Origin of the sequence: Rhizobium sp. YJ-22, assembly GCF_029601685.1 — a bacterium.
Taxonomy (GTDB): Bacteria; Pseudomonadota; Alphaproteobacteria; order Rhizobiales; family Rhizobiaceae; genus Metarhizobium.
On sequence record NZ_JARRIR010000005.1, the window covers coordinates 15,778 to 40,824 of the forward strand.

General features: G+C 64.4%; 28 protein-coding genes. 13 read left to right on the plus strand and 15 right to left on the minus strand.

Annotated features, from left to right (window positions below; translation table 11 throughout):
* Window positions 1–9: 9 nt before the first annotated feature.
* The 3 genes from P7F60_RS13205 to P7F60_RS13215 all read right to left on the minus strand — a co-directional run bounded on the left by P7F60_RS13205 (window position 10) and on the right by P7F60_RS13215 (window position 2,882).
* Window positions 10–933 (minus strand): prephenate/arogenate dehydrogenase family protein, encoded by a 924-nt coding sequence (locus tag P7F60_RS13205; RefSeq protein WP_277918202.1) that lies wholly within the window; start codon window positions 931–933, stop codon window positions 10–12.
* On the minus strand, window positions 930–2,030 hold the full coding sequence (hisC, locus tag P7F60_RS13210) for a histidinol-phosphate transaminase (RefSeq protein ID WP_277918203.1): 1,101 nt from the start codon (window positions 2,028–2,030) through the stop codon (window positions 930–932). The genes P7F60_RS13205 and hisC overlap by 4 nt, the downstream gene beginning before the upstream one ends.
* A gap of 105 nt (window positions 2,031–2,135) precedes the next feature.
* On the minus strand, window positions 2,136–2,882 hold the full coding sequence (locus P7F60_RS13215) for a class I SAM-dependent methyltransferase (protein WP_277918204.1): 747 nt from the start codon (window positions 2,880–2,882) through the stop codon (window positions 2,136–2,138).
* A gap of 86 nt (window positions 2,883–2,968) precedes the next feature.
* On the opposite strand from P7F60_RS13215, the gene gloB reads away from it, so the two are divergent.
* Both gloB and P7F60_RS13225 read left to right on the plus strand, forming a co-directional pair.
* The gene (gene gloB / locus P7F60_RS13220) at window positions 2,969–3,739 is read left to right on the plus strand and encodes a hydroxyacylglutathione hydrolase (protein ID WP_277918205.1); all 771 of its coding nucleotides are present in this window, start codon (window positions 2,969–2,971) and stop codon (window positions 3,737–3,739) included.
* The gene (locus P7F60_RS13225) at window positions 3,739–4,164 is read left to right on the plus strand and encodes a cupin domain-containing protein (RefSeq protein ID WP_277918206.1); all 426 of its coding nucleotides are present in this window, start codon (window positions 3,739–3,741) and stop codon (window positions 4,162–4,164) included. Before gloB ends, P7F60_RS13225 begins: the two co-directional genes overlap by 1 nt.
* 14 nt (window positions 4,165–4,178) lie before the next feature.
* On the opposite strand, the gene P7F60_RS13230 is transcribed toward P7F60_RS13225, so the two are convergent.
* Window positions 4,179–4,952 carry a DUF3108 domain-containing protein gene (locus P7F60_RS13230; RefSeq protein ID WP_277918207.1) on the minus strand — a complete coding sequence of 258 codons (774 nt, stop codon included), beginning with the start codon at window positions 4,950–4,952 and terminating at the stop codon, window positions 4,179–4,181.
* Between the two features lie 240 nt (window positions 4,953–5,192).
* Between P7F60_RS13230 and rpmB the strand changes: the two genes are divergently transcribed.
* On the plus strand, window positions 5,193–5,495 hold the full coding sequence (gene rpmB, locus P7F60_RS13235) for a 50S ribosomal protein L28 (RefSeq protein WP_277918208.1): 303 nt from the start codon (window positions 5,193–5,195) through the stop codon (window positions 5,493–5,495).
* A gap of 116 nt (window positions 5,496–5,611) precedes the next feature.
* Window positions 5,612–6,247 (plus strand): queuosine precursor transporter, encoded by a 636-nt coding sequence (locus P7F60_RS13240; RefSeq protein ID WP_277918209.1) that lies wholly within the window; start codon window positions 5,612–5,614, stop codon window positions 6,245–6,247.
* On the opposite strand, the gene P7F60_RS13245 is transcribed toward P7F60_RS13240, so the two are convergent.
* The 7 genes from P7F60_RS13245 to P7F60_RS13275 form a co-directional block, all read right to left on the minus strand.
* A complete protein-coding gene (locus P7F60_RS13245) occupies window positions 6,248–6,955 on the minus strand; it encodes a polysaccharide deacetylase family protein (protein ID WP_277918210.1) in 708 nt (235 codons plus the stop codon).
* Window positions 6,952–7,692 (minus strand): glycosyltransferase family 25 protein, encoded by a 741-nt coding sequence (locus P7F60_RS13250; protein ID WP_277918211.1) that lies wholly within the window; start codon window positions 7,690–7,692, stop codon window positions 6,952–6,954. Before P7F60_RS13250 ends, P7F60_RS13245 begins: the two co-directional genes overlap by 4 nt.
* 89 nt (window positions 7,693–7,781) lie before the next feature.
* Window positions 7,782–8,429 carry a septation protein A gene (locus P7F60_RS13255; protein ID WP_277918212.1) on the minus strand — a complete coding sequence of 216 codons (648 nt, stop codon included), beginning with the start codon at window positions 8,427–8,429 and terminating at the stop codon, window positions 7,782–7,784.
* An 86-nt stretch (window positions 8,430–8,515) separates the two neighbouring features.
* Window positions 8,516–9,874 carry a signal recognition particle-docking protein FtsY gene (ftsY, locus tag P7F60_RS13260; protein ID WP_277918213.1) on the minus strand — a complete coding sequence of 453 codons (1,359 nt, stop codon included), beginning with the start codon at window positions 9,872–9,874 and terminating at the stop codon, window positions 8,516–8,518.
* A gap of 10 nt (window positions 9,875–9,884) precedes the next feature.
* Window positions 9,885–11,159 carry a tRNA (N(6)-L-threonylcarbamoyladenosine(37)-C(2))-methylthiotransferase MtaB gene (mtaB, locus tag P7F60_RS13265; protein ID WP_277918214.1) on the minus strand — a complete coding sequence of 425 codons (1,275 nt, stop codon included), beginning with the start codon at window positions 11,157–11,159 and terminating at the stop codon, window positions 9,885–9,887.
* A complete protein-coding gene (dapF, locus tag P7F60_RS13270; RefSeq protein WP_277918215.1) occupies window positions 11,156–12,061 on the minus strand; it encodes a diaminopimelate epimerase in 906 nt (301 codons plus the stop codon). Before dapF ends, mtaB begins: the two co-directional genes overlap by 4 nt.
* 86 nt (window positions 12,062–12,147) lie before the next feature.
* A complete protein-coding gene (locus tag P7F60_RS13275) occupies window positions 12,148–13,146 on the minus strand; it encodes an MBL fold metallo-hydrolase (protein WP_277918216.1) in 999 nt (332 codons plus the stop codon).
* Window positions 13,147–13,473: 327 nt separating this feature from the next.
* Here P7F60_RS13275 and ffh point away from each other — a divergent pair, with 327 nt between their 5' ends.
* The 8 genes from ffh to P7F60_RS13315 all read left to right on the plus strand — a co-directional run bounded on the left by ffh (window position 13,474) and on the right by P7F60_RS13315 (window position 19,801).
* Window positions 13,474–15,030 carry a signal recognition particle protein gene (gene ffh, locus P7F60_RS13280; protein ID WP_277918217.1) on the plus strand — a complete coding sequence of 519 codons (1,557 nt, stop codon included), beginning with the start codon at window positions 13,474–13,476 and terminating at the stop codon, window positions 15,028–15,030.
* Between the two features lie 14 nt (window positions 15,031–15,044).
* A complete protein-coding gene (locus P7F60_RS13285; protein WP_277918218.1) occupies window positions 15,045–15,365 on the plus strand; it encodes a chorismate mutase in 321 nt (106 codons plus the stop codon).
* 35 nt (window positions 15,366–15,400) lie between these two features.
* Window positions 15,401–15,760 (plus strand): 30S ribosomal protein S16, encoded by a 360-nt coding sequence (rpsP, locus tag P7F60_RS13290; protein ID WP_277918219.1) that lies wholly within the window; start codon window positions 15,401–15,403, stop codon window positions 15,758–15,760.
* 118 nt (window positions 15,761–15,878) lie between these two features.
* Entirely contained in the window at window positions 15,879–16,418 is a 540-nt protein-coding gene (rimM, locus tag P7F60_RS13295) for a ribosome maturation factor RimM (protein ID WP_277918220.1), read from the plus strand.
* Between the two features lie 4 nt (window positions 16,419–16,422).
* Entirely contained in the window at window positions 16,423–17,151 is a 729-nt protein-coding gene (trmD, locus tag P7F60_RS13300; RefSeq protein WP_277918221.1) for a tRNA (guanosine(37)-N1)-methyltransferase TrmD, read from the plus strand.
* A gap of 169 nt (window positions 17,152–17,320) precedes the next feature.
* Window positions 17,321–17,833, plus strand: coding sequence for a 50S ribosomal protein L19 (rplS, locus tag P7F60_RS13305; RefSeq protein ID WP_277918222.1), 513 nt, complete (start codon window positions 17,321–17,323; stop codon window positions 17,831–17,833).
* A 212-nt stretch (window positions 17,834–18,045) separates the two neighbouring features.
* The gene (locus tag P7F60_RS13310) at window positions 18,046–18,843 is read left to right on the plus strand and encodes a transporter substrate-binding domain-containing protein (protein ID WP_277918223.1); all 798 of its coding nucleotides are present in this window, start codon (window positions 18,046–18,048) and stop codon (window positions 18,841–18,843) included.
* Window positions 18,844–18,982: 139 nt separating this feature from the next.
* On the plus strand, window positions 18,983–19,801 hold the full coding sequence (locus tag P7F60_RS13315) for an amino acid ABC transporter permease (protein ID WP_277918224.1): 819 nt from the start codon (window positions 18,983–18,985) through the stop codon (window positions 19,799–19,801).
* A gap of 11 nt (window positions 19,802–19,812) precedes the next feature.
* Here P7F60_RS13315 and P7F60_RS13320 read toward each other — a convergent pair whose 3' ends face one another.
* Entirely contained in the window at window positions 19,813–19,989 is a 177-nt protein-coding gene (locus P7F60_RS13320) for a hypothetical protein (RefSeq protein ID WP_277918225.1), read from the minus strand.
* Between the two features lie 24 nt (window positions 19,990–20,013).
* Complete coding sequence (locus tag P7F60_RS13325; protein ID WP_277918226.1) at window positions 20,014–20,712, minus strand: META domain-containing protein; 699 nt, start codon at window positions 20,710–20,712, stop codon at window positions 20,014–20,016.
* A 166-nt stretch (window positions 20,713–20,878) separates the two neighbouring features.
* Between P7F60_RS13325 and dxr the strand changes: the two genes are divergently transcribed.
* Window positions 20,879–22,078 carry a 1-deoxy-D-xylulose-5-phosphate reductoisomerase gene (gene dxr / locus P7F60_RS13330; RefSeq protein WP_277918227.1) on the plus strand — a complete coding sequence of 400 codons (1,200 nt, stop codon included), beginning with the start codon at window positions 20,879–20,881 and terminating at the stop codon, window positions 22,076–22,078.
* On the opposite strand, the gene P7F60_RS13335 is transcribed toward dxr, so the two are convergent.
* Window positions 22,075–23,088, minus strand: a complete 1,014-nt coding sequence (locus P7F60_RS13335; RefSeq protein WP_277918228.1) for an esterase-like activity of phytase family protein — start codon at window positions 23,086–23,088, stop codon at window positions 22,075–22,077. The two genes, dxr and P7F60_RS13335, sit on opposite strands and share 4 nt — an antisense overlap.
* Before the next feature lie 11 nt (window positions 23,089–23,099).
* Window positions 23,100–25,001 (minus strand): cobaltochelatase subunit CobT, encoded by a 1,902-nt coding sequence (gene cobT / locus P7F60_RS13340; protein WP_277918229.1) that lies wholly within the window; start codon window positions 24,999–25,001, stop codon window positions 23,100–23,102.
* Between the last annotated feature and the right edge of the window lie 46 nt (window positions 25,002–25,047).

Below are 25,047 nucleotides of genomic sequence, written 5' to 3' on the forward strand. Positions count from 1 at the left end.
GGCAAGAACTTACTTTTTATCCAGCGCGTGACGTCCGAAGTCCGGCGCGTCGACATCCTGCCCCGCTTCGACGATGGAGCGGCGGATCGCGCGGGTGCGGGTGAAGAGATCGAACAGCTTGTCGCCCTCGCCCCAGCGGATCGCCCGCTGCAGATAGGCCAGATCCTCGGAGAAGCGCGCCAGCATTTCCAGGATCGCATCCTTGTTGTGCAGGCATACATCCCGCCACATGGTCGGGTCGGAGGCCGCCAGGCGGGTGAAATCGCGAAAACCCGAGGCCGAATATTTGATGACTTCGGATTCCGTCACCGTTTCCAGGTCGTCGGCGGTGCCGACGATATTGTAGGCGATGATATGCGGCAGGTGCGAGACGATGGCCAGCACCTTGTCGTGATGGGGCGGATCCATCTCGTCGACGCGGGAACCGAGCGTTTCCCAGAATGTCTTCAGCTTGGCGAGCGCCGCCGGATCGGTTTCCGGAAGCGGCGTCAGGATGCACCAGCGACCATGAAACAAACCTACGAAGCCGGCGTCGGGACCGGATTTTTCCGTGCCCGCAATGGGGTGGCCGGGAATGAAATGCACATGCGGCGGCATGAACGGCAACATCTGCGCGATGACAGAGGTTTTCGTGGAGCCGACATCGGTGACGATGGCGCCCGGCTTCAGGGTGCCGGCGATCTGCTCGGCGACCGCCCCGGAAGCGCCGACCGGCACCGAGACGATCACCAGATCGGCATCCTTCACCGCTTCCGCGGCGCAAGCGACGTATTCGGTGCCGAGCCCCAGTTCCTCGGCGCGTTTCAGCGTCTCGGGGCTGCGGCTGGAGACGACGACCTGCCTCGCCAGCCCGAGCGCCGCGATATCGCGCGCGATCGAGCCGCCGATCAGGCCGATGCCGATCAACGCGACGCGTTCGAACTGGATGCTCATGCCAGGAACTCGCGCAAGGCCTCGATGACGCCGATATTGGCCTCCTCCGGCCCGACGCTCATGCGCAGGGAGTTCGGGAAGCCATAGGCGCGCACGGCGCGCAGGATAAAGCCGCGCCGGGTCAGGAACTCGTCGGCCTCGGCGGCGCGCTTGCCGTCGATGTCGGGGAAATGGATCAGCACGAAATTGGTGACCGAGGGTGTGACCTTCAGGCCAAGGCCTTCGAAGGCGGCGGTCAGCTTGTCGATCCATTCGCCGTTATAGGCGACGGCTCCGGCCATGAAGGCCTGGTCGCGGATGGCGGCGGCACCGGCGGCGATCGCCGGGGCATTCATGTTGAACGGCCCGCGAATGCGGTTCATCGCGTCGATGATCGCGGCCGGCGCATAGATCCAGCCGATGCGCAGCGCCGCCAGCCCATGCACCTTGGAAAAGGTGCGGGTCATCACCACGTTGCGGCTGTTCGACACCAGCTCGATGCCCGCCTCGTAATCGTTGCGCTTGACGTATTCGGCATAGGCTGCGTCGAGCACCAGCATGACATGGCCAGGCAGCGATGCCTGCAGGCGGCGAATATCGGTGACCGGGACATAGGTACCGGTCGGATTGCCGGGATTGGCGATGAACACCATCTTCGTCTTCGGCGTGACGGCGGCGAGGATGGCGTCGACATCGACATGCGCATCCTTCTCCTTGACGGTCACCGGCGTCGCACCGGCGGCCAGCGTCTGGATCCTGTAGACGAGGAAACCATGCTCGGTGATGATGGCCTCGTCGCCAGCGCCGAGATAGGTGTGGCAGAGCAGGCCGAGCAGTTCGTCCGAGCCGTTGCCGCACAGGATATTGGCGGCGTTCAGGCCATAGGTCGCGGCAATCGCCTCGCGCAGTTCCACGGCCTGGCCGTCCGGGTAACGCTCAAGCTGGCCGGCGGCATTGCGGAAGGCTTCGATGGCCTTGGGGCTCGGCCCCAGCGGCGTTTCGTTCGAGGAGAGCTTGTAGACGCGGGCGACGCCCGGCGCATGTTCCTTGCCCGGCACGTAGGCGGCGATATCCAGAATGCCCGGACGCGGAACTGGCTCATTCATCTGTGTGCTCATGGCTCGACCTCGCAAGGAACGGATCCCAACGTCCGTTCAGGGAAAACGTCATCGGGATTATCGTCCTCTTTCGCGTTTGTCGAGTACGGTGCGCGTCTGCGACGATCAGCGCGGCCGATCGAGGATGCTCGGCACGCCCTTCGGCGCCAGAACCGGCACGAAGACGCGCCGCGAGGCGCGCGCCGTCACCGGCAGGCCCTGATAGAGCCGCTTTTGCGCCTCGACGATGATCACGCCCGAAAAAGCCGGCCACAAGGCAGCGCCGACCCGCTCCAGCGCGGTGCGCAGCTTCAGGACGGCGCGCACCCGCGAGGGCGGGAAGAACAGCGCCTCGGCAGTACTGCCGGGTGTGAAATTGGTCTCGCGCAGCAATTCGGTGAGTTGGCGGCGCGAATAGGGCCGGCCGGAGCCGAAGGGGGTGTTGTCCATGCGCGCCCAGACACCGCGCCGGTTCGGCACGACGATGACGAGCCGCCCGCCCGGCGCCAGCACCCGCCATTGCTCCTTCAGCGTCTCGCGCGGATTTTCGGCGAATTCGAGCGAATGCACCATCAGGATGCGGTCGATGGAGGAATCCGGCAGCGGCAATTCCTCGTCGAACACCAGCGCCGTCGAGGACAGGCTGCCGACTGGCCAGTTCACCGCCCCCTGCCCGGCCGGCATGAAGGCGAAGGTGCGCTCGGTCTCCGCCTTGAAGCGTTCGAGGAATGGCACCGCATAGCCGAGCCCCACCAGCCGCTCCTGCGGCAGTTTCTGCCAGAGCCTGGCGAGGGCCGCGGAAATCGCCTGTTCGGCGCGGCGGCCGAGTTCGGAATGATAAAACTGGCGCAGGTCGACAATGTCAGCATACATTGCTGGAATGTTATCAGCGGCCGGATGGACTTCAAGGCCGGAACGCCTACATTTTGGACAACAACCTTTCAGCCCGGATTTGAACGATGAAGCCTTTGCAGATCGACGTCTTCCTGTGCCGCACCGATAATTTCGGCGTTCTCGTGCATGATCCCGAAACCGGGCTGACGGCCAGCATCGACGCCCCCGAGGAAGGCCCGATCGTCGAGGCCGCCACCCGCAACGGCTGGACGCTCACCCATATCCTCACCACCCATCACCATACCGACCATGTCGAGGCCAACCTGGCGCTGAAGGACCGTTACGGGTTGCAGATCATCGGCCCGCGCGACGAGGCGGTCGCCATTCCCGGCCTCGACAAGGCGGTCGGCGACGGCGACAGCTTCGAGTTCGGCAACCACACCGTCGATGTCATCGAGACGCCCGGCCATACCGCCGGCCATATCTGCTACCATTTCCCCGACGACAAGCTGTTGTTTGCCGCCGATACCCTGTTTGCGCTCGGCTGTGGCCGGCTGTTCGAGCGCCCCGCCGCCGACATGTGGCATTCGCTGCAGAAGCTCGCCGTGCTGCCGGACGAGACGGCGGTCTATTTCGGCCATGAATATACGCTCTCCAACGCCCGCTTTGCGCTGAGCATCGATCCCGACAACGAACGGCTGAAGGCGCGCGCCGCCGAAATCGAGGCCGCGCGGGCCGAAGGACGCTTCACCATTCCGACCATGCTGTGGCTGGAAAAGGAAACCAATCCCTTCCTGCGCGCCGCCGATCCGGCCATTCGCCGCAATCTGCTGATGGAAACGCGCAGCAACGAGGACGTCTTCGCCGAAATCCGCAAACGCAAGGACAATTTCTGATGAGAGCCGAAGAGATCGTCGCCGCGCTGTCCATGCAGCCGCATCCGGAAGGCGGGTGGTATACGCAGACATTCCACGACGTCGCCGGCGGCGAGCGCGGCCATTCGACGGCGATCTACTACCTGCTGGAGGCCGGCCAGAAATCCGCATGGCACCGGGTCACAGACGCGGTGGAGATCTGGCATTATTATGCCGGCGCGCCGCTGACGCTGGAGCGGTCTTCCGACGGGCTGATCGTCGAGACCGTCGTGCTCGGCCCCGATATCCTCTCGGGCGAACGCCCGCAGGCCATCGTTCCGGCCGGCTGGTGGCAGGCGGCGCATTCCAATGGCGCCTTCACGCTGGTCGGCTGCACCGTTTCGCCGGGCTTCGATTTCTCGGTCTTCGAGCTGGCGCCGCCCGGCTGGATGCCCGGGCTGCCGTAACGCGCCGAAAAAGCTCAGCCGCCAAAGCGCACGGCGGAAATCGTCAGCGTACCGTATTGCGTCGGGATCTTGACGTAGACGGGGGCATAGACATTGACAGCCTCGGCCTTGGCGAACCAAATCTCCATCGCCTTGGAGCCGCGCAGGTAATCGATGTCCTTGCGCCCCTTGCGATAGCCGGATCTCGGAACGTAGCGCACGCCGCAGACCAGCGTATCGCCGGCAAAGCCCTTGGTGGAAAACGGCTTTTCACCCTTGGACGAGAGAACGAGGTCCATGCGCGACTCGCCGTCATAAATCGGCAGGGTCTGCGGGCAGATGCGCGATTTCGCCGGGAAGATCAGCCCCGAGATCGGATCGAGCACAGCGCGCAGATCGCGTGCCGAAACCGGAATCCAGCTGTCGGGATCGCGCTTCGGCTGCGGACGGATGGCGGTGGAGACGACATTGCCGTTGCGGAAATCCACCTCATACAGGCGCTGGCGCTTGCCGTTGGTATAATCGAGCAGGTAGTTGTCGGCGTGCAGCCGGTCACGGCCCAAGGTGCCGCTGACCGAGGTCTTCGCCGAAATCGTCGTCACCAGATCGGCCAGGCCCGCCGACTGGATATCGCCTGATATCGTGTAGCGGCGGCTGTTCATCACCGTCGAGAACGAAGCGCGCGCGATCGGGAGGCCAGCCAGCGCAATGCTGTAATCCGTCCTGTGGCGCAGCTCCGCTGCTTCGCCTGACGCGGGAAGCGCCAGCGCCAATGCCAAACCCATGTAACCGATGGCCTTCATCGCCATATACCGATTCCTTAGCAACAAGCCGCAAGATGCGGCCTCTCGACCGCTTATAGGGCCTGTGCTAACCAAAGAAAACAGCAGCTTTTTGACAGAAAGATCACGAAAAGCCAGGTTTGGCTTGACGCGCGCGCCGCCTGTGACTATAGAACCGCGACTTTCCAATCATGGCCAATTGGATTGCCTCGCCGGCATTGCCGGAATGCGCTCTCTCCTTGGCGAAGAAAAACAATAGGTGGTACCATGTCGCGTGTATGCGAATTGACGGGCAAGGGCGTCCAGGTTGGCAACAACGTCAGCCACGCCAACAACAAGACCAAGCGCCGCTTCCTTCCGAATCTGTGCAACGTGACGCTGATCTCCGACGCTCTCGGCCAGCGTTTCCGTCTGCGCGTTTCGGCTGCTGCCCTGCGCTCGGTCGAACATCGCGGCGGCCTCGACGCTTTCCTGCTGAAGGCCCACGAGAACGAACTGAGCATGCGCGCCCGTCTGCTGCGCCGCCAGATCGCCAAGAAGTCGGCCGAAGCCGCTGCCGCCGCTGCCTGATTTCAGGCCGCGTCTCAAAATTCTTACGGGCATCAAAGGCTTGCCGGCAACCCCGGACAAGCCTTTTGCTTGTCCGGTTTGTTTCTCCAACTGGTGGCATCACCCAGGATAAAAAAATGCTGAAGACCCGCTATTTCCTGATTTATACCCTCCTGATGACGCTTGTCGTCGTCGCCTCCAACTTCCTCGTGCAGTTTCCGCTGTCGGGAAGCCTGTTCGGCATCGCGCTCGGCGATCTCTTGACCTGGGGCGCTTTCACCTATCCCGTCGCCTTCCTGATCACCGACCTGACGAACCGCCAGTTCGGCGCGCAGACGGCCCGCAAGGTGGTCTTCGCCGGCTTCGTCGTCGGCGTGGCGCTCTCCTTCGTCACCGCCCAGCCGCGCATCGCCATCGCCTCCGGCTCGGCCTATCTGCTCGGGCAATTGCTGGATATCGCCGTGTTCAACCGCCTGCGCCGTCAGGCCTGGTGGCGCGCGCCGTTGTTCGGTTCGCTGATCGGCTCGGCTCTGGATACGACGATCTTCTTCTCCTTCGCCTTTGCCGCCAGTTTTGCGATCTTCGGCCCGAACGATCCCTTCGCGCTCGAGGCAGCGCCGATCCTCGGCGTGTTCTCGACGGAAGCCCCGCGCTGGATGTCCTGGGCGATCGGCGATTTCTCGGTCAAGCTCCTGGTCGGCCTCGTCATGCTGCTGCCCTATGGCGCGCTGATGAACGTGCTGAAGCCGATGCAGCCCGCCCGGGCCAGCTGATCAGGCCGTCAGGCACTTCAGCAGCAGCAACGCCCAGGGATGGCCGCGCCGCACGGTGATCCGCGGCAGAAGCAGCGGATCGTCACTGGCCCGCGCCCGGCCCTTCACCGTCGTCGTGGCATTGCCATAGCCGCTCTCGGCCACCAGCCGGCGGATCGTCTCATCGACCGCCCCATGCGGATAACAGAAGGCCTCGACCGGCTCCCCGCAGATCGCCTCCAGCTCCGCGCGCACATCGGCGATCTCCCGCGCCGCTTCATCGGGCGAAATTTCCGTCAGGCGCGGATGAGTGAGCGTATGGGCGCCGACCTCGTGGCCGGCAGCCTGCCATTCGAGAAGCTCCGTCTTGGACATGCACTCCGCCGCCGGAATGCCTTTGGCCCGATCCCAGACATTCGAGCCGCCGATCTCACGGGAAACAAAATAATTGGTGGCGGTGAAGCCGAGTTCGGCCAGAACCGGCATGGCATTGGCATGAACATTGCGAAACCCGTCATCGAAGGTGATGCCGACCGCCCTGCCCTGCTTTTCGCCCTTCAGATAGGGCATCAGGTCGCGCATCGACACGCCGCGATAACCCAGTCGTTTCAGCCAGCGCATCTGCGCCACGAAATCCGCCGTCGGAACCGTCAGGCTGCGCCCCGGCACCCCGCGCCGCGGTGGCGGGCCGATCTGGTGATACATCAGGATCGGAAAGCGCGGCGTCATGCCGGCTCGCGGGTGAAGAAGCGGGAGCGCAATGCGATTCGCCCGCGATAGAGCGGCCGCAGGATCTCGCGCCGCAATTTCGCCAGCGCCGGCTCGCCCTTGCGATGCAGGGTGGTGCCGCCGAGATCGGCGGAGATTTCGGCGACGACGGAAGGGACGATGGAACGGGCGAAGACGCCGGTGACCCACGGCATCTGCAGGACGACGTCGATCGGCCGGTCGAAGCGTTCCGTCGCCTTCAGAAGCTTTTGGGCCGCCTCGCGGCTGACGAGCTGCGCCACCATGCCGAGCCCGATGGTGCGGGGTTTGATGAGTTTCGCGCGGCCGCTCACGGCAATCTCCTCGCCGGCTTCCACCGAGCGCGGGATCGGAAAACGGATAAAGCCCTGCTTGCCGATATGAGCGAGCGCCAGATCGAGCGCCGGCTTGAACCCCTCGGTCGGCCCGGCATCGTCTTCGAGGATCAGCGCCGCATCGAGATTACGGTCGAGAATTGTCTGCCAGGCGCGGCGATGGGAGAGGAAGCAGGCGATTTCGGCTTTGGTCATCGACAGGAAATAGGTCGGACCGTGCAGCCGCCGCACATAGGGGGCGACGAGTTCGGCCTCGCTGAGCTTCGCCGCATCGACGGCATCGACGATGGTGACCGGCAGTGGCAGTTCGGCCTTCAGGCGCTCCACATGCGGCTTTCGCGCCGCCGCCCGCGCCAGATGGATGACCAAAGCCTCAATCGTCATGAGAATTCCCCGCAGCCTTTGTCATGCTGTAGAAAGCATCGCCGGGAAATGCACGCATTATTTTCAAGTGGGCCGGGCCGGAATGGCCCTCATGCCTGGCTGTCGACCTCGCTCGTCACCGAATGGCGCATGATCAACGGCATCTGCGCCAGCGTGAACAGGATGGTGATCGGCATCGTGCCCCAGACCTTGAAATTCACCCAGACGGCATCGGAGAAATTCCGCCAGACGACTTCATTGAGGATGGCGAGGAACAGGAAGAACACGCCCCAGCGCAGCGTCAGTTTCCTCCAGCCTGTGTCATCGAGCTGGAAGGCGGCGTTGAAGACGTAACCGAGCAGCGAGCGGCCGAAGACCAGTCCGCCGAGCAGCACGACGCCGAACAGCGTGTTGACGATGGTCGGCTTCATCTTGATGAAGGTCTCGTCCTGCAGCCAGATCGACAGCGAACCGAAGATCAGCACGACGACGCCGGAAACGAAAGGCATGACCGGCAGATGCTTGAAAACGATTCGCGAGACGACAAGCGACGTCACCGTCGCCACCATGAACAGCGCCGTCGCCACGAAGAGCGGGCCGCCGAGGCCGGACAGCGCCGGAAACTTCTGCACCAGCCATTCGCCACGCAGATTGGCGAAGAAGAACACGAGCAGCGGTCCGAGCTCCAGCGCCAGCTTGAGCATCGGATGCGCCTTCTCGGCGCGGCTGGGGGCATTCTCGCTCTCGATACCGGACATGTGAGGAATCCCCTTGGTTCTTCTCGGGAGACCGGCCTTTGCCGCCGATCCATGGCCAATCTGTGACGCTACCGTCGAAATCAATTCTATTGTGTAAGCCCGGCAATCGCGTGGGCGAAATCCTGCGCCTCGAAAGGTTCGAGATCGTCGACGCCTTCGCCCACTCCGATGAAATAGACCGGTAGCTTGTGCTTGGCGGAGATGGCGACGAGGATGCCGCCGCGCGCCGTGCCGTCGAGCTTGGTCATGATCAGCCCGTTGACGCCGGCGACGTTGCGGAAGATCTCGACCTGATTGAGCGCGTTCTGGCCGGTGGTGGCGTCAAGCGTCTGCAAAACGGTGTGCGGTGCATCGGGATCGAGCTTGCCGAGCACGCGCACGATTTTTTCCAGCTCCGCCATCAGTTCGGCCTTGTTCTGCAACCGGCCTGCCGTGTCGATGATCAGCACGTCGCATTTCTTCGTCTTGGCCTGCTCGAAGGCATCGTAAGCGAGACCTGCCGCATCGGCCCCGAGCTTGGTGCCGACGAATTCCGATTTCGTCCTGTCAGCCCAGATCTTCAACTGCTCGATGGCTGCCGCGCGAAACGTATCGCCGGCCGCCAGCATCACCTTCAGCCCGGCGCCCGAAAGCTTCGCCGCCAGCTTGCCGATGGTGGTCGTCTTGCCGGTGCCGTTGACGCCGACGACGAGGATGACATGCGGCTTGTGCGTGAGGTCGAGTTGCAGCGGCTTGGCGACCGGGGTCAGAACCTTGGTGATTTCGCTGGCCATGATGCGGCCGACATCCTCGCCGGTGACATCCTTGCCGTAGCGTTCGGAAGCCAGCGTATCGGTGACGCGCAGCGCCGTCTCGACGCCGAGATCGGCCTGGATCAGCAGATCCTCCAGATCCTGCAAGGTCTGCTCATCGAGCTTGCGCTTGGTGAACAGCGCCGCGATCTGGCCGGTCAGCTGCGAGGAGGTGCGTGCGAGACCAAGCCGCAGGCGCTGGAACCAGGAAAGTTTTGGCTGCGGCGCCTCGACCACCGGCTCCGGTTCGGCCACGCCGACGGCAAAGCCCTTGGGCAGGGTGACGGGCATCTCGGCCAGCGGCGCGGCGGCTTCCGCCAAAGGCGCGCTCTCGTCCACCCCGGCCTCGGCTTCCGCCTCCAGCAGGGAGAGCGGCACGACGCCCACCTCCTGCAGATCCTCGACATCCGGCAGCAGCGCCGGTTCCTCGTCCTCGACGGTATCGGAAGCGCTGTCGGCAACGGTTTCCGCCGGCTCCTCGAAAACCTCCTCCGCCTGCGTCAGAACTTCGGCCTCGGCAACGGGAGGTTCGGCGGCCGGCTCCGGCTCGATTGCCGGCGCTGCTGCCGGCGTCAGTTCGGGCGTGTCCTTGTCCTCTTGCGGAGGCGCATCCTTGCCGAAGGTAAAGACCCGTTTGATGAAACTGAGAGCCATTTCTATCCCGTCAGGCCGCCTGCGGCCTTTGTACTTGCATGGTGAGGTGCTTGCCATTGTGACCGGTGATGGTGACCGGCACAAGCGCGCCGGGGCCAAGCCCCTCGGCGACGACAAGCGTGAAGTTTTCGGTATGCGCCAGACCGTTGTTTTCGACCAGAATCGTCTGGCGCGTGCCGGTCATGGCGTCGAGATGCGCCGCATAAAGCGTAGCCCCCGTCTCACGCAGGCGCGCAGCGCGTTCCTTGACCAATGCCCGGTCGAGCTGCGGCATGCGCGCCGCCGGCGTTCCCGGACGCGGGCTGTAGGGGAAGACATGCAGATGCGCGATCCGCGCCTCCTCCGCCAGACGCCTGGCGTTGTCGAACATGTCTTCCGTCTCGGTCGGGAAGCCGGCGATCATGTCGGCCCCGAGACTGATCTCGGGCCGCAAACGCCGCACCTGCTCGACAAAGGCAAGCGCATCGCCGCGCGAATGCCGCCGCTTCATGCGCTTGAGGATCATATCGTCGCCATGCTGCAAGGAGAGATGCAGATGCGGCATGAAACGCGGCTCGCCGGCGATCAGGTCGAAGAGATGGCTGTCCGCCTCGATGCTGTCGATGGAGGACAGCCGCAGCCGCCTGATTTCAGGCACATGCTTCAACAGGCTTTTCGCCAGAAGTCCAAGGCTCGGTTCCCCCGGCAGATCGGCGCCGTAGCTGGTGGCGTCGACGCCGGTCAGCACGATCTCGCCATAACCGCTCTCGACCAGCTTGCGCGCCTGCTCGACCACCGCGCCCATCGGGACGGACCGGGAATTGCCGCGCCCATAAGGAATGACGCAGAAGGTGCAGCGATGGTCGCAGCCGTTCTGCACCTGGATGAAGGCGCGCACATGCCCGTCGATATGCTTGACCATCTGCGGCGCGGTGGCGCGCACGCTCATGATGTCGTTGACGCGCAACTTCTGCTCGGCCGAGACGCCGAAATCCGGCAGCGAACGGTAGGAGGTCGCGCGCAGCTTCTCTTCGTTGCCGAGCACGGCATCGACCTCGGGCATACCAGCGAACATCTCCTTCTCGACCTGCGCGGCGCAGCCGGTGACGATGATGCGGGCATGGGGATTGTCGCGCCGCGCGCGGCGGATTGCCTGGCGCGCCTGGCGCACGGCCTCGCCGGTTACCGCGCAGGTATTGACCAGCACGGCATTGTTCAGCCCCGCTTTCTCGGCCTCGGCGCGCATGATCTCGGATTCGTAGGTGTTCAGGCGGCAACCGAAGGTGATGACGTCGACGCCGCTCACCGCGCCCCCGCCTCGTTTTCCGCCTGCCGCTGCCAGGCGCCGGTCGTCGGATCGAGCACGCCCGCCCATTCCCATTCGGCCGGGCCGGTCATGACCACATGGTCGTCGCGCTCGCGCCATTCGATGTGCAGCGTGCCGCGGTTCGGGCTGCTGGCGACGGTGACCGCAACCTTGCGGCCGGTGCGTCCCGTGCGCGCACCGCTGACGGCGGCCGAACAGGCGGCGGAGCCGCAGGCCAGCGTCAGCCCTGCGCCGCGCTCCCAGGTCCGCGTCGTCATCGCGCTGTCGGAGGTCACATGCGCCAGCGTGATATTGGCCTTTTCGGGAAACATCGGGTGGTTTTCGAGCAGCGGGCCGAAACGGTGCAGGTCGAAGTCCATGGGATCGCGATCCACCCAGAAGACCGCATGCGGATTGCCCATCGACATGACAGAAGGCGAATGCAGCACGGGGTTGTCGATCGGGCCGATCTGCAATTCGATACGGCTGGTATCGTGGAATTCCTCCGCCAGCGGAATACGGTCCCAGGCGAACACCGGCCTGCCCATGTCGACGGAGATCAGGCCATCCTCATGCTCCCGCGCATTGAGGATGCCGGCGACCGTCTGGAAGGTGAAGGTCTTCTTGCCGGTTTCGGAGGCCAGCGCCTGCACGACGCAGCGCGTGCCGTTGCCGCAGGCTTGCGCCCTGGTGCCGTCGCAATTGAGAATATCGATCCAGGCATCGGTGCCGTCGGCCCTGGGATCGTGGATCGCCATGATCTGGTCGAAAGCGGTCTCGGCGTCACCGGCAAGCTTAATCGCGGCGGCCGGCGTCACCATGTCCCGGCGGCGGCGCATGTCGACCACGAGGATCTTGTTGCCAAGCCCGTTCATCCGGGCGAATTCGACCGTGTTGCTCATGGAAGGATCTCTCTGTTCTTGCGGCCTATATGGCGGAAACCTCGGCAAATTACCAGTGGCGGCTTTGCCTTCGTCGGCCTCGATCCTCAGGCGGGCGGCACGTCGAACACCTCGCCCGGCGAAAGCGCCGGAAAGTTTTCCCGGGCGATGCCGTTTTCGTCGAGCGCGGCGTGCAGCGCCTCGACCGGCTGGCCCAGCCCCTCGTCGGTGAGCTGGAACGTGCCCCAGTGATGGCCCGCGACGAAGGCCGCCCGGCAGAGCCGCATTCCCGCCACCGCCTCCTGCGGATTCTGGTGCTGGCCGCGCATGAACCAGCGCGGCTCGTAGGCGCCAAAGGGCAGCAGCGCCAGGCGGAAACCGCCATATTTTTCGCCGGCGGCGCGATAATTGATGCCGTCGTGAAAGCCGGTATCGCCGATGTGATAGATGCGCCCGGCCGGCGTTTCCAAAACGAAGGCCGACCACAGCGCCATGCACCGGTCGCGCGCACCACGCGCCGACCAGTGGTGGCAGGGCTCGGCGGTAATGCCGATGCCGGAAACGGACACCGCCTCGCCCCAATCCAGCACGCGAATCCGTGCATCTGCGATCCGGCGGCGGATGATGGCATCGTTGCCGAGCGGCGTGACAATCTCGGGACGATGCGCCGCATGCAGCGCGGCGAGGGTCGCCAGATCCATATGGTCGTAATGACTATGCGTCACCAGCACCAGGTCGATCGGCGGCAGGTCGGCAAAGGCGATGCCCGGCGCGACCACGCGCTTCGGCCCGGCGAAGGAAAACGGGCTGACGCGTTCCGACCAGACGGGATCGGTGAGAATATTGACGCCGGAAACCTGCACCAGCATCGACGCATGGCCGACCATGGTGACCCGGATGGCGTCGCCATCGATGCGCCGCGCCGGCTTTGCCGGCGGAAACGGACTGACGATCCGCTTCGGCCAGGCGATCCGCCCGCCGCCGAGCTGCCAGCGCAGCACGTCGGAAAAACCGAGCGGCGCGATGCCGCCGGGATTGAAGAACCGCGTGCCATCGAAATGATCCGTCACTGGGCCCCGGTAATAGGGATTTCCGCTGCCTGGCATTGTCGTTCCGGCCATTCTTTGCTTGCATTCGCCTTAGGTCATGCAGAAATGGGGAACGGGCGGCCGGAACGCAAGTTTTCCTTGGCCTTCGGGCAAAATGCCATCTTTTCCTTGACTTTGCCCGCATCTTCAGGTTTATCGCCCGAAAATTCCGCGACGAGACCAGACTCGAGCCGCCGACCGGAACCATCATCTGAAAGGGATTCCGGAGGTCAACACCCGACAGCGCGATGCGCCCTCGGGTGCTTTTTGGCTTTGCGTCTTGTTTTCCGGCGGCAATGTACCGACGTTTCCGGCACGGTTTTGGAAACGAAGAAGGATGAGCTGATGTTTGAGAGCCTGCAGGAGCGCCTTGGGTCCATCCTCAACGGATTGACCGGTCGCGGCGCGCTATCGGAAGCGGATGTCGCCGCCGCCCTGCGCGAGGTTCGCCGCGCGCTGCTGGAAGCCGACGTGGCGCTCGAAGTCGTGCGCTCCTTCACCGATCGCGTCCGCGAGAAGGCAGTCGGCGCAGAAGTCCTGAAGTCGATCAAGCCCGGCCAGATGGTCGTCAAGATCGTCCATGACGAGCTGGTCGAGATGCTGGGCTCGGAAGGTGCGAGCATCGATCTCAATGCGCCCGCCCCCGTCGTCCTGATGATGGTCGGCCTGCAGGGCTCGGGCAAGACCACGACCACTGCCAAGATCGCCAACCGGCTGAAGACGCGCGACAAGAAAAAGGTCCTGATGGCCTCGCTCGACACGCGCCGTCCGGCAGCGCAGGAGCAGCTTCGCCAGCTGGGCGTCCAGGTCAGCGTCGACACGCTGCCGATCATCGCGGGACAGTCGCCGACCGATATCGCCGCCCGCGCCGTTCAGGCGGCCAAGCTCGGCGGCCATGACGTCGTCATCCTCGATACCGCCGGCCGTACCCATATCGACGAGCCGCTGATGGTCGAGATGGCCGACATCAAGAAGCGCTCGAACCCGCATGAAATCCTGCTGGTCGCCGACAGCCTGACCGGTCAGGACGCCGTCAACCTCGCCCGCAATTTCGACGAACGCGTCGGCATCACCGGCCTTGTGCTCACCCGCATGGACGGCGACGGACGCGGCGGTGCGGCCCTTTCGATGCGCGCCGTCACCGGCAAGCCGATCAAGCTGATCGGCGTCGGCGAGCGCATGGGCGAGTTGGAGGAATTCCACCCCCGCCGCATCGCCGACCGCATCCTCGGCATGGGCGACATCGTCTCGCTGGTCGAAAAGGCCGCAGAGAATATCGACGCCGAAAAGGCGGCCGCCATGGCCGCCAAGATGGCCAAGGGCAAGTTCGACCTCAACGATCTCGCCGACCAGATCGCCCAGATGCAGAAGATGGGCGGCATGGGCGGTATCATGGGCATGATGCCAGGCATGAGCGGCATGAAGGACAAGCTGTCCGCCGCCGGCCTCGACGACAAGCTGTTCCGCCGCCAGCTCGCCATCATCTCCTCGATGACCAAGGCCGAGCGCGCCAACCCGGACCTGTTGAAGCATTCCCGCAAGAAGCGCATCGCGTCCGGCTCCGGCACCGATGCGGCCGACATCAACAAGCTCTTGAAGATGCATCGCCAGATGGCCGACATGATGAAGATGATGGGCGGCAAGGGCAAGGGCGGCATGATGAAGCAGATGATGGGCGGCCTTGCCGGCAAGATGGGTCTCGGCGGCGGCATGGGCGGTATGCCCGACCTGTCGAAGCTCGATCCGAAGCAGCTTGAAGCCCTGCAGAAGCAGGCGGAAGCGGCCGGCCTCGGCAAGCCGGGCGGCATGCCCGGTCTGGGCGGTGGCCTGCCGGGCCTTGGCGGAAAGCTTCCCGGTCTCGGCGGCTTCCCCGGCTTTCCCGGCCTGCCCAAGAAGAAGTGAGGGGAGAGACAGTCATGATCGATCCGAAGATCAGAGAAGAATTGAGCGGCTATCGCCAGTCGATCGACAATATCGACGCCGCTCTCGTGCATATGCTGGCCGAACGTTTCCGCTGCACCAAGGCGGTCGGTGTTCTCAAGGCCCAGCATGACCTGCCGCCGGCCGACCCGGCGCGCGAGGAATACCAGATCGAGCGCCTTCGCCGCCTGGCGAAGGATGCCAATCTGGATCCGGATTTCGCCGAGAAGTTCCTGAACTTCATCATCAAGGAAGTCATCCGGCACCATGAAGCCATTGCCGCCGAACACGGTGGCGCAACCGAAAAGACCGCCTGACGGCGGCCTCAACAAGAAACCCAAGGAGTAATCCCATGTCCCTGAAGATTCGTCTCGCCCGCGGCGGTTCCAAGAAGCGTCCTTATTACCACGTCGTCGTTGCCGACGCCCGTTCGCCGCGTGACGGCCGCTTCATCGAGAAGATCGGTTCCTGGAACCCGATGCTCGGCAAGGAAGACGCCAAGCGCATCGAGCTGGATGCCGACCGCATCAAGCATTGGCTCGACAATGGCGCCCAGCCGACCGACCGCGTCCTGCGCTTCCTCAACGAAGCCGGCCTTGCCAAGCGCGACGCCCGCACCAACCCGGAAAAGGGCAAGCCGGGCAAGAAGGCCCAGGAACGCGCCGCCGAGAAGGCCCAGAAGGCCGCCGACGCCGCTGCTGCCGCCGAATAAGGCATCGCACAGGTGAATTCGAACGGGCGGCATCGGCGATGCCGCCCGTTTTCGTTTCCATTTGCGGTGAGTTCGGCATAATAAGCCCCGGATATGGCTGCGGAGAGAGTTCGGCCCGATGAGCAAGCTTGAAAATCCCGTCTTGATGGCGACGGTCGGCGCGGCGCAAGGGTTGCGCGGCGAGGTGCGCGTCAAGACGTTCACCGCCGATCCGACGGCGCTCGGCGACTATGGCAACCTGCACAGTCTCGACGGGCGCACCTTCGAGATCCTCGACATCCGCGAAGCCAAGAACATCGCGATCGTCCGCTTCCGCGGCATCAACGACCGCAATGCGGCCGAGGCGCTGAACGGCCTCGATCTCTATGTCGAGCGCGACAACCTGCCCGACGACGAGCTGGAGGACGACGAGTTCTTCTATGCCGATCTCGAAGGGCTGGAGGCGCTCGATGCCGATGGCAAGAGCTACGGCACCGTCAGCGCCGTCTTCGATTTCGGCGCCGGCGACCTGCTGGAACTGAAAGGCCCGGGTCGCCGCCCGGTGCTGATTCCCTTCTCGGAAAAGGCGGTGCTGGAAATCGATCTCGAAGGCGGCACGCTGCTGATCGATCCTGCCGCCGCCGGGCTGATCGACGAGCCGGATGACGGCAAGCCCTGATCCGATGCCCGAAACTTCCGAAAAGCGGCCGTTCACCGCGACCGTGCTGACGCTGTACCCCGACATGTTTCCCGGCCATCTCGGCCTGTCGCTGGCCGGCAAGGCGTTGGCGCGCGGCGACTGGCGGCTGGAGACGGTGCAGATCCGCGATTTCGCCACCGACAGGCACCGCACGGTGGACGACACGCCGGCCGGCGGCGGCGCCGGCATGGTGCTGAAGCCGGACGTGCTCGCTCGCGCCATCGATAGCGTCTCGGCTGAAGACAACCGCCCCCGGCTCCTCATGAGCCCGCGTGGCAAGCCGTTGACGCAGGAGAAGGTGCGCGAACTGGCCGGCGGGGACGGCGTCGTCATCGTCTGCGGCCGCTTCGAAGGCGTCGACCAGCGCGTCATCGACGCGCGCGGGCTGGAGGAGGTCTCCATCGGCGACTATATCCTCTCCGGCGGCGAACCGGCGGCCTCGATCCTGCTCGATGCCATCGTGCGCATCCTGCCGGGCGTCATGGGCAACGATCTCTCGGGCGTGCATGAAAGTTTCGAGGGCGGGCTGCTCGAACATCCGCACTACACCCGCCCGCAGGTGTTCGAGGACCGCGACATCCCCGCCGTGCTGACCTCCGGCAATCATGCCGCCATCGCCCGCTGGCGCGAGGAGGAGGCAAGGCGGCTGACCGTCGAGCGCCGCCCCGATCTTCTGGCGCGCACAGCAACAAAAACCCCGCCCAAGGGGTGACAAGCCCGACCGGCTGGTGTATAGGCCGGCACGGAATTCGGGGTATTTCCCGTCGACCCGCAATCAAGGACATGCGAACCCGCCACGCCCCGCAAGGGACAGGTCTTGAGGCTTTGACCGAAGGAACCGGCGCTCTGGCTGTTTCAGAAGAACTGAAAAGGTTGAACCCATGAACATCATTCAGCAGCTCGAGGCCGAACAGGCCGCCAAGATCGAAGCCCAGCGCAAGCTTCCGGAATTCTCCGCCGGCGATACGCTCCGCGTCAACGTCAAGGTCGTCGAAGGCACCCGTACCCGCGTTCAGGCCTATGAAGGCGTCTGCATCGCCCGTTCCGGCGGCGGCATCAACGAGAGCTTCACCGTTCGCAAGATCTCCTACGGCGAAGGTGTCGAGCGCGTATTCCCGATCTACTCGCCGCTCGTCGAAAGCGTCGAAGTCGTCCGTCGCGGCAAGGTCCGTCGCGCCAAGCTGTACTACCTGCGCGACCGTCGCGGCAAGTCGGCCCGTATCGTCGAAGACACCGGCGTTCGCGCCCGCAAGCTCAACGATGCCGAGCGCGCCGCTGCTGCCCAGGAAAAGGCTCGCCTCGAAGCCGAGAAGGTTGCCGCCGCACAGGCTCTGGCCGCTGAAAAGGCCGCTGCGGAAGCCGCTGCCGCCGCAGAAGCAGCCAAGAGCGAATAAGCTTTTTCGCGCATGCATCTTTCGAAAGGCGGTCCCTCGGGACCGCCTTTTTTGCTATGCGGCAAACAGGTTGAAAAGGAACGATTTTCTTTCCGAACGCAACGGCAGCGTTGCGGCGTTTCATATTTGCCGTAAAGGCGGTCGTCCCCGCCTTGCATCGCCCTCCAGAAGTATGTCACTTAATTCAACAAGCCACACTTCAGGAGAATTCCATGACGTCCAGACGCTCGTTTCTCGCCGCCCTGACCGCCCTCGTGCTCGCCCCCGTCGCAAGCTTTGCCGCCAGCCTGCCGGATCTCGGCGGCCGCACGGTCGTCGTCGTCACCGAAAACGCCTATCCGCCGCTGCAATTCGTCGATCCCAAGACCGGCGAAGCCAAGGGCTGGGAATACGACGCGATGAACGAGATCGCCAAGCGCCTGAATTTCAAGGTCGAATACCAGAACACCTCCTGGGATGCGATGATCCAGGCCGTCTCCGACAATCAATACAACATCGGCATGACCGGCATCACCATCAAGGACGAGCGCAAGGAGAAAGTCGATTTCTCCGATCCCTACATGCGTTCGGAGCAGTTCATGCTGGTGCGCGGCGACGAAAACCGCTTCACCGACGCAAAAACCTTCGGCGCCTTCAAGGACGGCCTGATCGGCGCCCAGCCGGGCACCTCGCCCTTCTACACCGCCGTCTATTCGATCCTCGACGGCAATGAGCAGAACCCGCGCATCAAGCTGATGGAAACCTTCGGCGCCACCGTTCAGGCCCTCAAGGCCGGCGATGTCGACGTCGTGCTCACCGACAGCGTCGCCGCCCAGGGCTACGTCGATTCTTCGAATGGCGGCCTGAAGGTCATCGGCGGCCCGCTCGGCACCGAGGATTTCGGCTTCATCTTCCCCAAGGGCTCCGATCTGGTCGCGCCAGTGAATGCCGCGATCGCCGCCCTCAAGGCCGACGGCACGATCGACGCACTCAACAAGAAGTGGTTCCTCGACTACAAGATGGGCCAATGAGCCTTTCTGAGATGCCCGGAGCATTTCCAGGAAAAGCGGATACCGGTTTCCCCTCCGGAAATGCGAGAAAGCAAGGGATGAGCGCGCTTTCGCGTTTCGAAGAAGAGCCGAAACGCTCCAGTGCGAGAGCCGCCCGGTAATGGCCTTGCAGACCCTTCCCGAGGGCGGCAGGGGCGGCTTTCCCTGGTGGCTCGCCGCGCTCGGCGCCATTGCGGTGGCGCTGGCCGCCGTCATCGCGTTGAATGATCTCTATACCCAAGTCTTCGTCACCATATCCAAGGGCATCGGCGTGACGGTTTTCGTCACGCTGGTCGCCTTTGCGCTGGCCATGATTCTCGGCCTCGCCATCGCCCTGCTCGGTCTGTCCGACGCCCGGGCGCTGCGGGAAATCGCCCGGTTCTACATCGAGGTGATCCGTGGCATTCCGATGCTGGTGCTGTTGTTCTATATCGCCTTCGTCGGCGCTCCCGGCTTCGTGGCGCTCTACAATGCGCTGATGAGCCCGGCCATCTCCGCCGGTCTGATCGAGGCGCTGCAGGTGCGCGACGTCTCCTTGATGTGGCGTGCGGTCTTCGCGCTGACCATCGGCTATTCCGCCTTCATTGCCGAAATTTTTCGCGCCGGCATCCAGTCCGTCGACAAGGGCCAGATCGAGGCCGCCAAGGCGCTCGGCCTGACGCGCGTGCAGCGTTTCCGCCTCGTGGTGTTCCCGCAAGCGCTGAGGGTCGTCTTCCCGCCGCTGTCGAACGATTTCGTGGCGATGGTCAAGGATTCGTCGCTGGTCTCTGTGCTCGGCGTCGCCGACATCACCCAGATGGGCAAGGTCTACGCGTCCGGCTCGTTCCGCTTCTTCGAGACCTATTCCATCGTCGCCTATGTCTATCTGGTGCTGACCATCGGCCTGTCGCTTGCGCTTCGCGGTGTCGAGAAGCGCATGCGCCGGAAGTTCGTCAGATAAACAGCGCGCGTTTAGCGCTGGGCTTCCAAGGCCTTCAATGCCGTCTCGCCGAAAGCCTTGGCGGCCAGTTCGGTCGGATAGCCGCTCTGCATCGGATAGGTGACGCCGCGATAGACGAGCACGAAGGCCCAGGTGCCGTTGCGCAGCAGGACGGTCTTGACGCTCGAAAGATTGGTGTTCAGCACCATGGAAATAGTCCTTTTCGTTTTGATTCAGGGCGCCGGGCGGCAGGTGACACCATCGGCGTCGTCGCCGCGATAGAGATCGTAGAGCGTCGCCTCGTCCCCCTTGGCCCACCAGATATAACGGCCGCCGGCATATTTCGCGCCGGAGCCGGAAAGCACATTGGCGGCGACGACGAAATCGTCGCCGATGGTCAGCCGGGCGATCGCCACCGGGCCGGCATTGATATATTCGACATCCACCGTCTTGTCGCCGCAGGCATAGCGCACCGTCTGCCGGTTGACGCCTTCGGCGCCGGGCACGCGGATGGTGACGTCCGCCTCCTGCGTCGGCGGCGAAAGCTTCAGCACCGGCTGGTTGTCGCGGGCGATCAGGATGGTGCGGCCGTCCGTCTTCCAGCTCAGCGCCCCGTTCAGCATGTTGAAGAACTGCGCCTCCTGTTCCATGGCGGCGGGAGCACATTTCATGCGCGTCGCGGCCGGCGGGGCGAAGCTGATCTTGTCCTTGTCGATCTGGAAGGCGCCGGAATAACGATTGCAGCCGGAATAGCCGGAAAATGTATTGTCCGGCTTGATCTCGATCATCGCCGGCGGCGTCGGCGTCTTGGTGGTGAAGCCGAGTAGCTCGACACGCCATTGCCCGACGAGATCGTAGGGCACCGGATCGGCGGCCAGCGCCACGCCGGACGAAAGCGCCATGACGGCAAGGGAAACGAATGTTTTCAGCATGGACAATCCCTATGGACCGGAGATGACGCGGCCCCCATAACGGCAAAATGTGATCCGGTGAAGACGGCTAGCGAAGCAGCCGGCATGATGCAATCCCTTATCCGCTTGTTGTCAATTGCAATTCTCTGTAGAGCCATGCAAGACGACAAAAAATTGGGAAATCCGCATGAAAGAGGCCGCGCCCACCAGACAGCGCCTGACCGTTCTCGGCTCGACCGGCTCCATCGGCGTCAACACGCTGGATGTGATCGGCCAGCTCGGCGGGCCGGAGCGCTTCGAGATGCTGGCGCTGACCGGAAACGGCAACATTCCGCTGCTGGCCGAACAGGCGAAACGCTGCCGCGCAAAACTCGCTGTCACCGCCGACGAGACGCGCCATGCGGAGCTGAAGGCGGCGCTGGCCGGCACCGGTATCGCCACGGCCGCCGGCCGCTCCGGCCTGATCGAGGCAGCGGAGATGGACGCCGGCTGGGTGATGGCCGCCATCGTCGGCACCGCCGGCCTTGCCCCCACCATCGCCGCCGCCAAACGTGGTGCCGATATCGCGCTCGCCAACAAGGAATGCCTGGTCTCGGCCGGAGATCTCTTCGTCGAGGCGGTGAAGGCCGGCGGCGGCCGGCTGATCCCGGTCGACAGCGAGCATAGCGCCATCTTCCAGTCGCTGGAGGACGACCAGCGCCATGCGCTGGAGCGCATCGTCCTGACCGCCTCGGGCGGCCCGTTCCGCACCTGGACGCGCCAGCAGATGGCCGAGGTGACCGTCGCCATGGCCCGCGCCCATCCCAACTGGTCGATGGGGTTGAAGATCTCGGTCGGCAGCGCCTCTATGTTCAACAAGGCGCTGGAGATGATCGAGGCCAAGCATCTCTTCGACGTGACGCCGGAGCAGATCGAGGTGATCGTGCATCCGCAGTCGATCGTCCATTCCATGGTCGGCTATACCGACGGCTCGGTGCTCGCCCAGCTCGGCTGCCCGGACATGCGCACCGCCATCGGCTATGCCCTGACCTACCCCAAGCGCCCGAAACTGAATGTCGAGCGGCTGGATTTCGCCAAACTCGCCCGCCTCGATTTCGAGGCCCCGGATGAAGTGCGTTTCCCGTCGCTGCGCCTTGCGCGGCTGGCCTTGACCCGCGGCGGCACGCAAGGCGCGGTGATGAACGCCGCCGAGGAAGGCGCGTTCCAGGCCTTCGTCGAGGAAAAGATCGGCTTCCTCGACATGGCCGAAATCGTGGAGGAGGTCATGGAAGCCATGACAGCCCACCCGCCTGCGGCCACGATGGAAGACGTCTTCGCCGCCGACACCGAAGCCCGCCGCCGCGCTGGCGAGATCGCCGGGCGGATTGCAGCATTCCGGAAACGCTAAAGCGCCGCCTTCTCGCTGTCCTCGTCCAGCAAGAATTCCAGCATCAGCGTCCGCTGCAGGATCGAATGATTGTCGTCTGAGACGAGGATGACATGGGTGCGACCGTCCGCGTCCCTGAAAACGTCGATGCCTTCCATGTTGTCGATCTGGAAGCGCGTATCGGCCCGCAGCAATTCTTCGCCGTCGACCACGGCGCCCGGGCGTATGTCGGCGGCGGCGAGCTGGCGGAGGCGCATGGCGACGCCGCTGGCCCAGGTGAAGCGCCGCTCCAGCAGCAAAAGGTCGCCGTCCGGCAGGAAGGCGGCGTCGGTGACGTCGAAACCGTCCTGCTTGCGCACCGTAAACGCGCCCTTGATCCGGCCCTCGACGACCGCGGCAAGCAGATTGCCGGCGCTATCGACGCTCTTTTCCGAGACGATGACGGTGGAGCCGGCCAGCGGCGTCCCCTCCGGCGCGACAGCCATCGCCTCGATGCCGCCATTGGAGCGCAACGAGCGGCGCGGGATGATCAGCGGCACCGAACGGTGCGGCACGGCCTGCGGCAGGTCGGAAAGCGGATAGGCATCGATGCGATGATTGCGCTCGAAGCTGACCAGCACCTCGTCTCCGCGCAACGCCATGCCCTCGGCATCCATCTCCCATTTCGAGGCATCGGGATTGCCTTTCGCATCGCGCATCGGATCGATGGTGACATCGGACAGGCCGGTGAGCCGCCCCCCGCCATCGCGCTCCAGGTTGCCCTGCAGCCAGTGCGCGGTGTCGAAGATACCGATGAAACGTTGCCCGCCAGACAGGACACGCAGCGACGACCACGCACCGAACAGCGGATCGGAAGAGGATAGCTCGAGACCGCCGAGGAAGCGCAGGCGGCCGAATTGCACGGCATCTGAACCGACCTCGAATTGACGCAACGGCCGGGCCTTGATGATGGCGGGTGCAGCCGCGGCCGGCGCGATGCCGGCCATCAGGCCAGCGGCGAGCGCCAGGATGCGGAGAAAACCGGCCGCCATCCGGGCGGGGCTCAGCCGGCGCGGCGCCCGCGCCCGGCGCGGGGATTGGCGGCCTGATCCTCGAACAGCGAGGCGAGCTGCTCGGTCATGGCGCCGGCCAGTTCGTCGGCATCGACGATGGTGACGGCGCGGCGATAGTAGCGGGTAACGTCGTGGCCGATGCCGATCGCCAGCAGTTCCACCGGCGAGCGCGTCTCGATCTGCTCGATGACGGCGCGCAGATGGCGCTCCAGATAATTGCCCGGATTGACCGACAGGGTCGAATCGTCAACCGGGGCGCCGTCCGAGATCATCATCAGGATCTTGCGCTGCTCGGAACGGTGGATCAGGCGGTTGTGCGCCCACATCAGCGCCTCGCCGTCGATGTTTTCCTTGAGCAGGCCTTCACGCATCATCAGGCCGAGATTGCGGCGCGCCCGCCGCCACGGCGCATCCGCCGACTTGTAGACGATGTGGCGCAGGTCGTTGAGTCGGCCGGGCGCCGCCGGCTTGCCGCTCGCCAGCCATTTTTCGCGCGACTGGCCGCCCTTCCACGCCTTGGTGGTGAAGCCGAGCAGCTCGACCTTGACGCCGCTGCGCTCCAGCGTCCGCGCCAGAATATCGGCGCAAGTGGCGGCAACCGTGATCGGCCGGCCGCGCATCGAGCCGGAATTGTCGATCAGCAGCGTCACGACGGTGTCGCGGAACTTGGTATCGCGCTCCATCTTGAAGGACAGCGGCTGCATCGGATCGATGATCATGCGCGGCAGGCGCGCGGTATCGAGATAACCCTCTTCGAGATCGAAATCCCATGAGCGGTTCTGCTTGGCCATCAGGCGGCGCTGCAGGCGGTTGGCGAGGCGGCCGACCGCGCCCTGCAGATGCGCCAGCTGCTTGTCGAGGAAGGCGCGAAGACGGTCGAGTTCGGCCTCGTCGCACAGCTCCTCGGCGGTGATCTCCTCGTCGAATTCCTCGGTGAAGACGCGGTAATCGACCTTCTCGTTGAAATCGTCGAAGGGGCTGGCCGGGCGGCGGCTCTCGCCGGGAGTTTCGGAATCCTCGTCGGAATCGTCGGTCAGCTCCTCCTCGGAGATCTCGGCGCCGTCCATTTCGCCGTCATCCATCTGCTCCTGCGAGGCTTCGCTTTCCTCGGCGGGCGCGGCGTCGGAGCCGGCTTCTTCCTCGACGTTCTCGTCGCTCTGCTCGTCGCTGCGCGGCTGATCGTCGTCGTTCTCGCTGTCCTGGGAGTCCGGCTCGGTCTCCTCGTCGCCGAAATCCTCGGCCATGTCCATCGAGCTCAGCATGCCGCGCACCAGGCGCGCGAAGGATTGCTGGTCGTTCATGGCGCCGGCGAGACGGTCGAGATCCTTGCCGGCCTTCTCCTCGATGAAATTGCGCCAGAGATCGAGCACCTTGCCGGCGCTTTCCGGCGGGCGCTCACCCGTCAGGCGTTCGCGCACCAGCATGGCCAGCGCCTCCTCGACGGGGGCGTCCTGGCGACGGTCGACGCCGGAGAAATTCGCCTTGGCGTATTTCTCGTAATGCATGGAGGACAGGTTGGCGGCAACGCCGGCCATGCGCTGCGCGCCAATCGATTCGACGCGCGCCTGCTCGACGGCGTCGAAGACAAGGCGAGCGTCGTTGCCCTGCGGCGCCATGGCGGTGTGCAGCTTCTGGTCATGGCAGGCGATGCGCAGCGCCATGGAATCGCCGAGCCCGCGAGTGACCGCCAGCTCATGTGCCGTCGGGCGCTTCGACAGTTCCGGCAGCCGCACGCGGTCACCGGCCATGCCCGGACGCTCGTTGGCGAAGGACACCTCGACATTGACCCGGCCGGCAACGGAACGGACGCAGCCGCCGATCGCCCGGCGCAGCGGCTCCATATCCACCGGCCCGCCGGATTTGCTCTTCGAATTATCGCCTCGACCTGCCATGATCCGTCTTCATTCCCGAGCGCTCTTTCGAACGCCCCTACCTTGG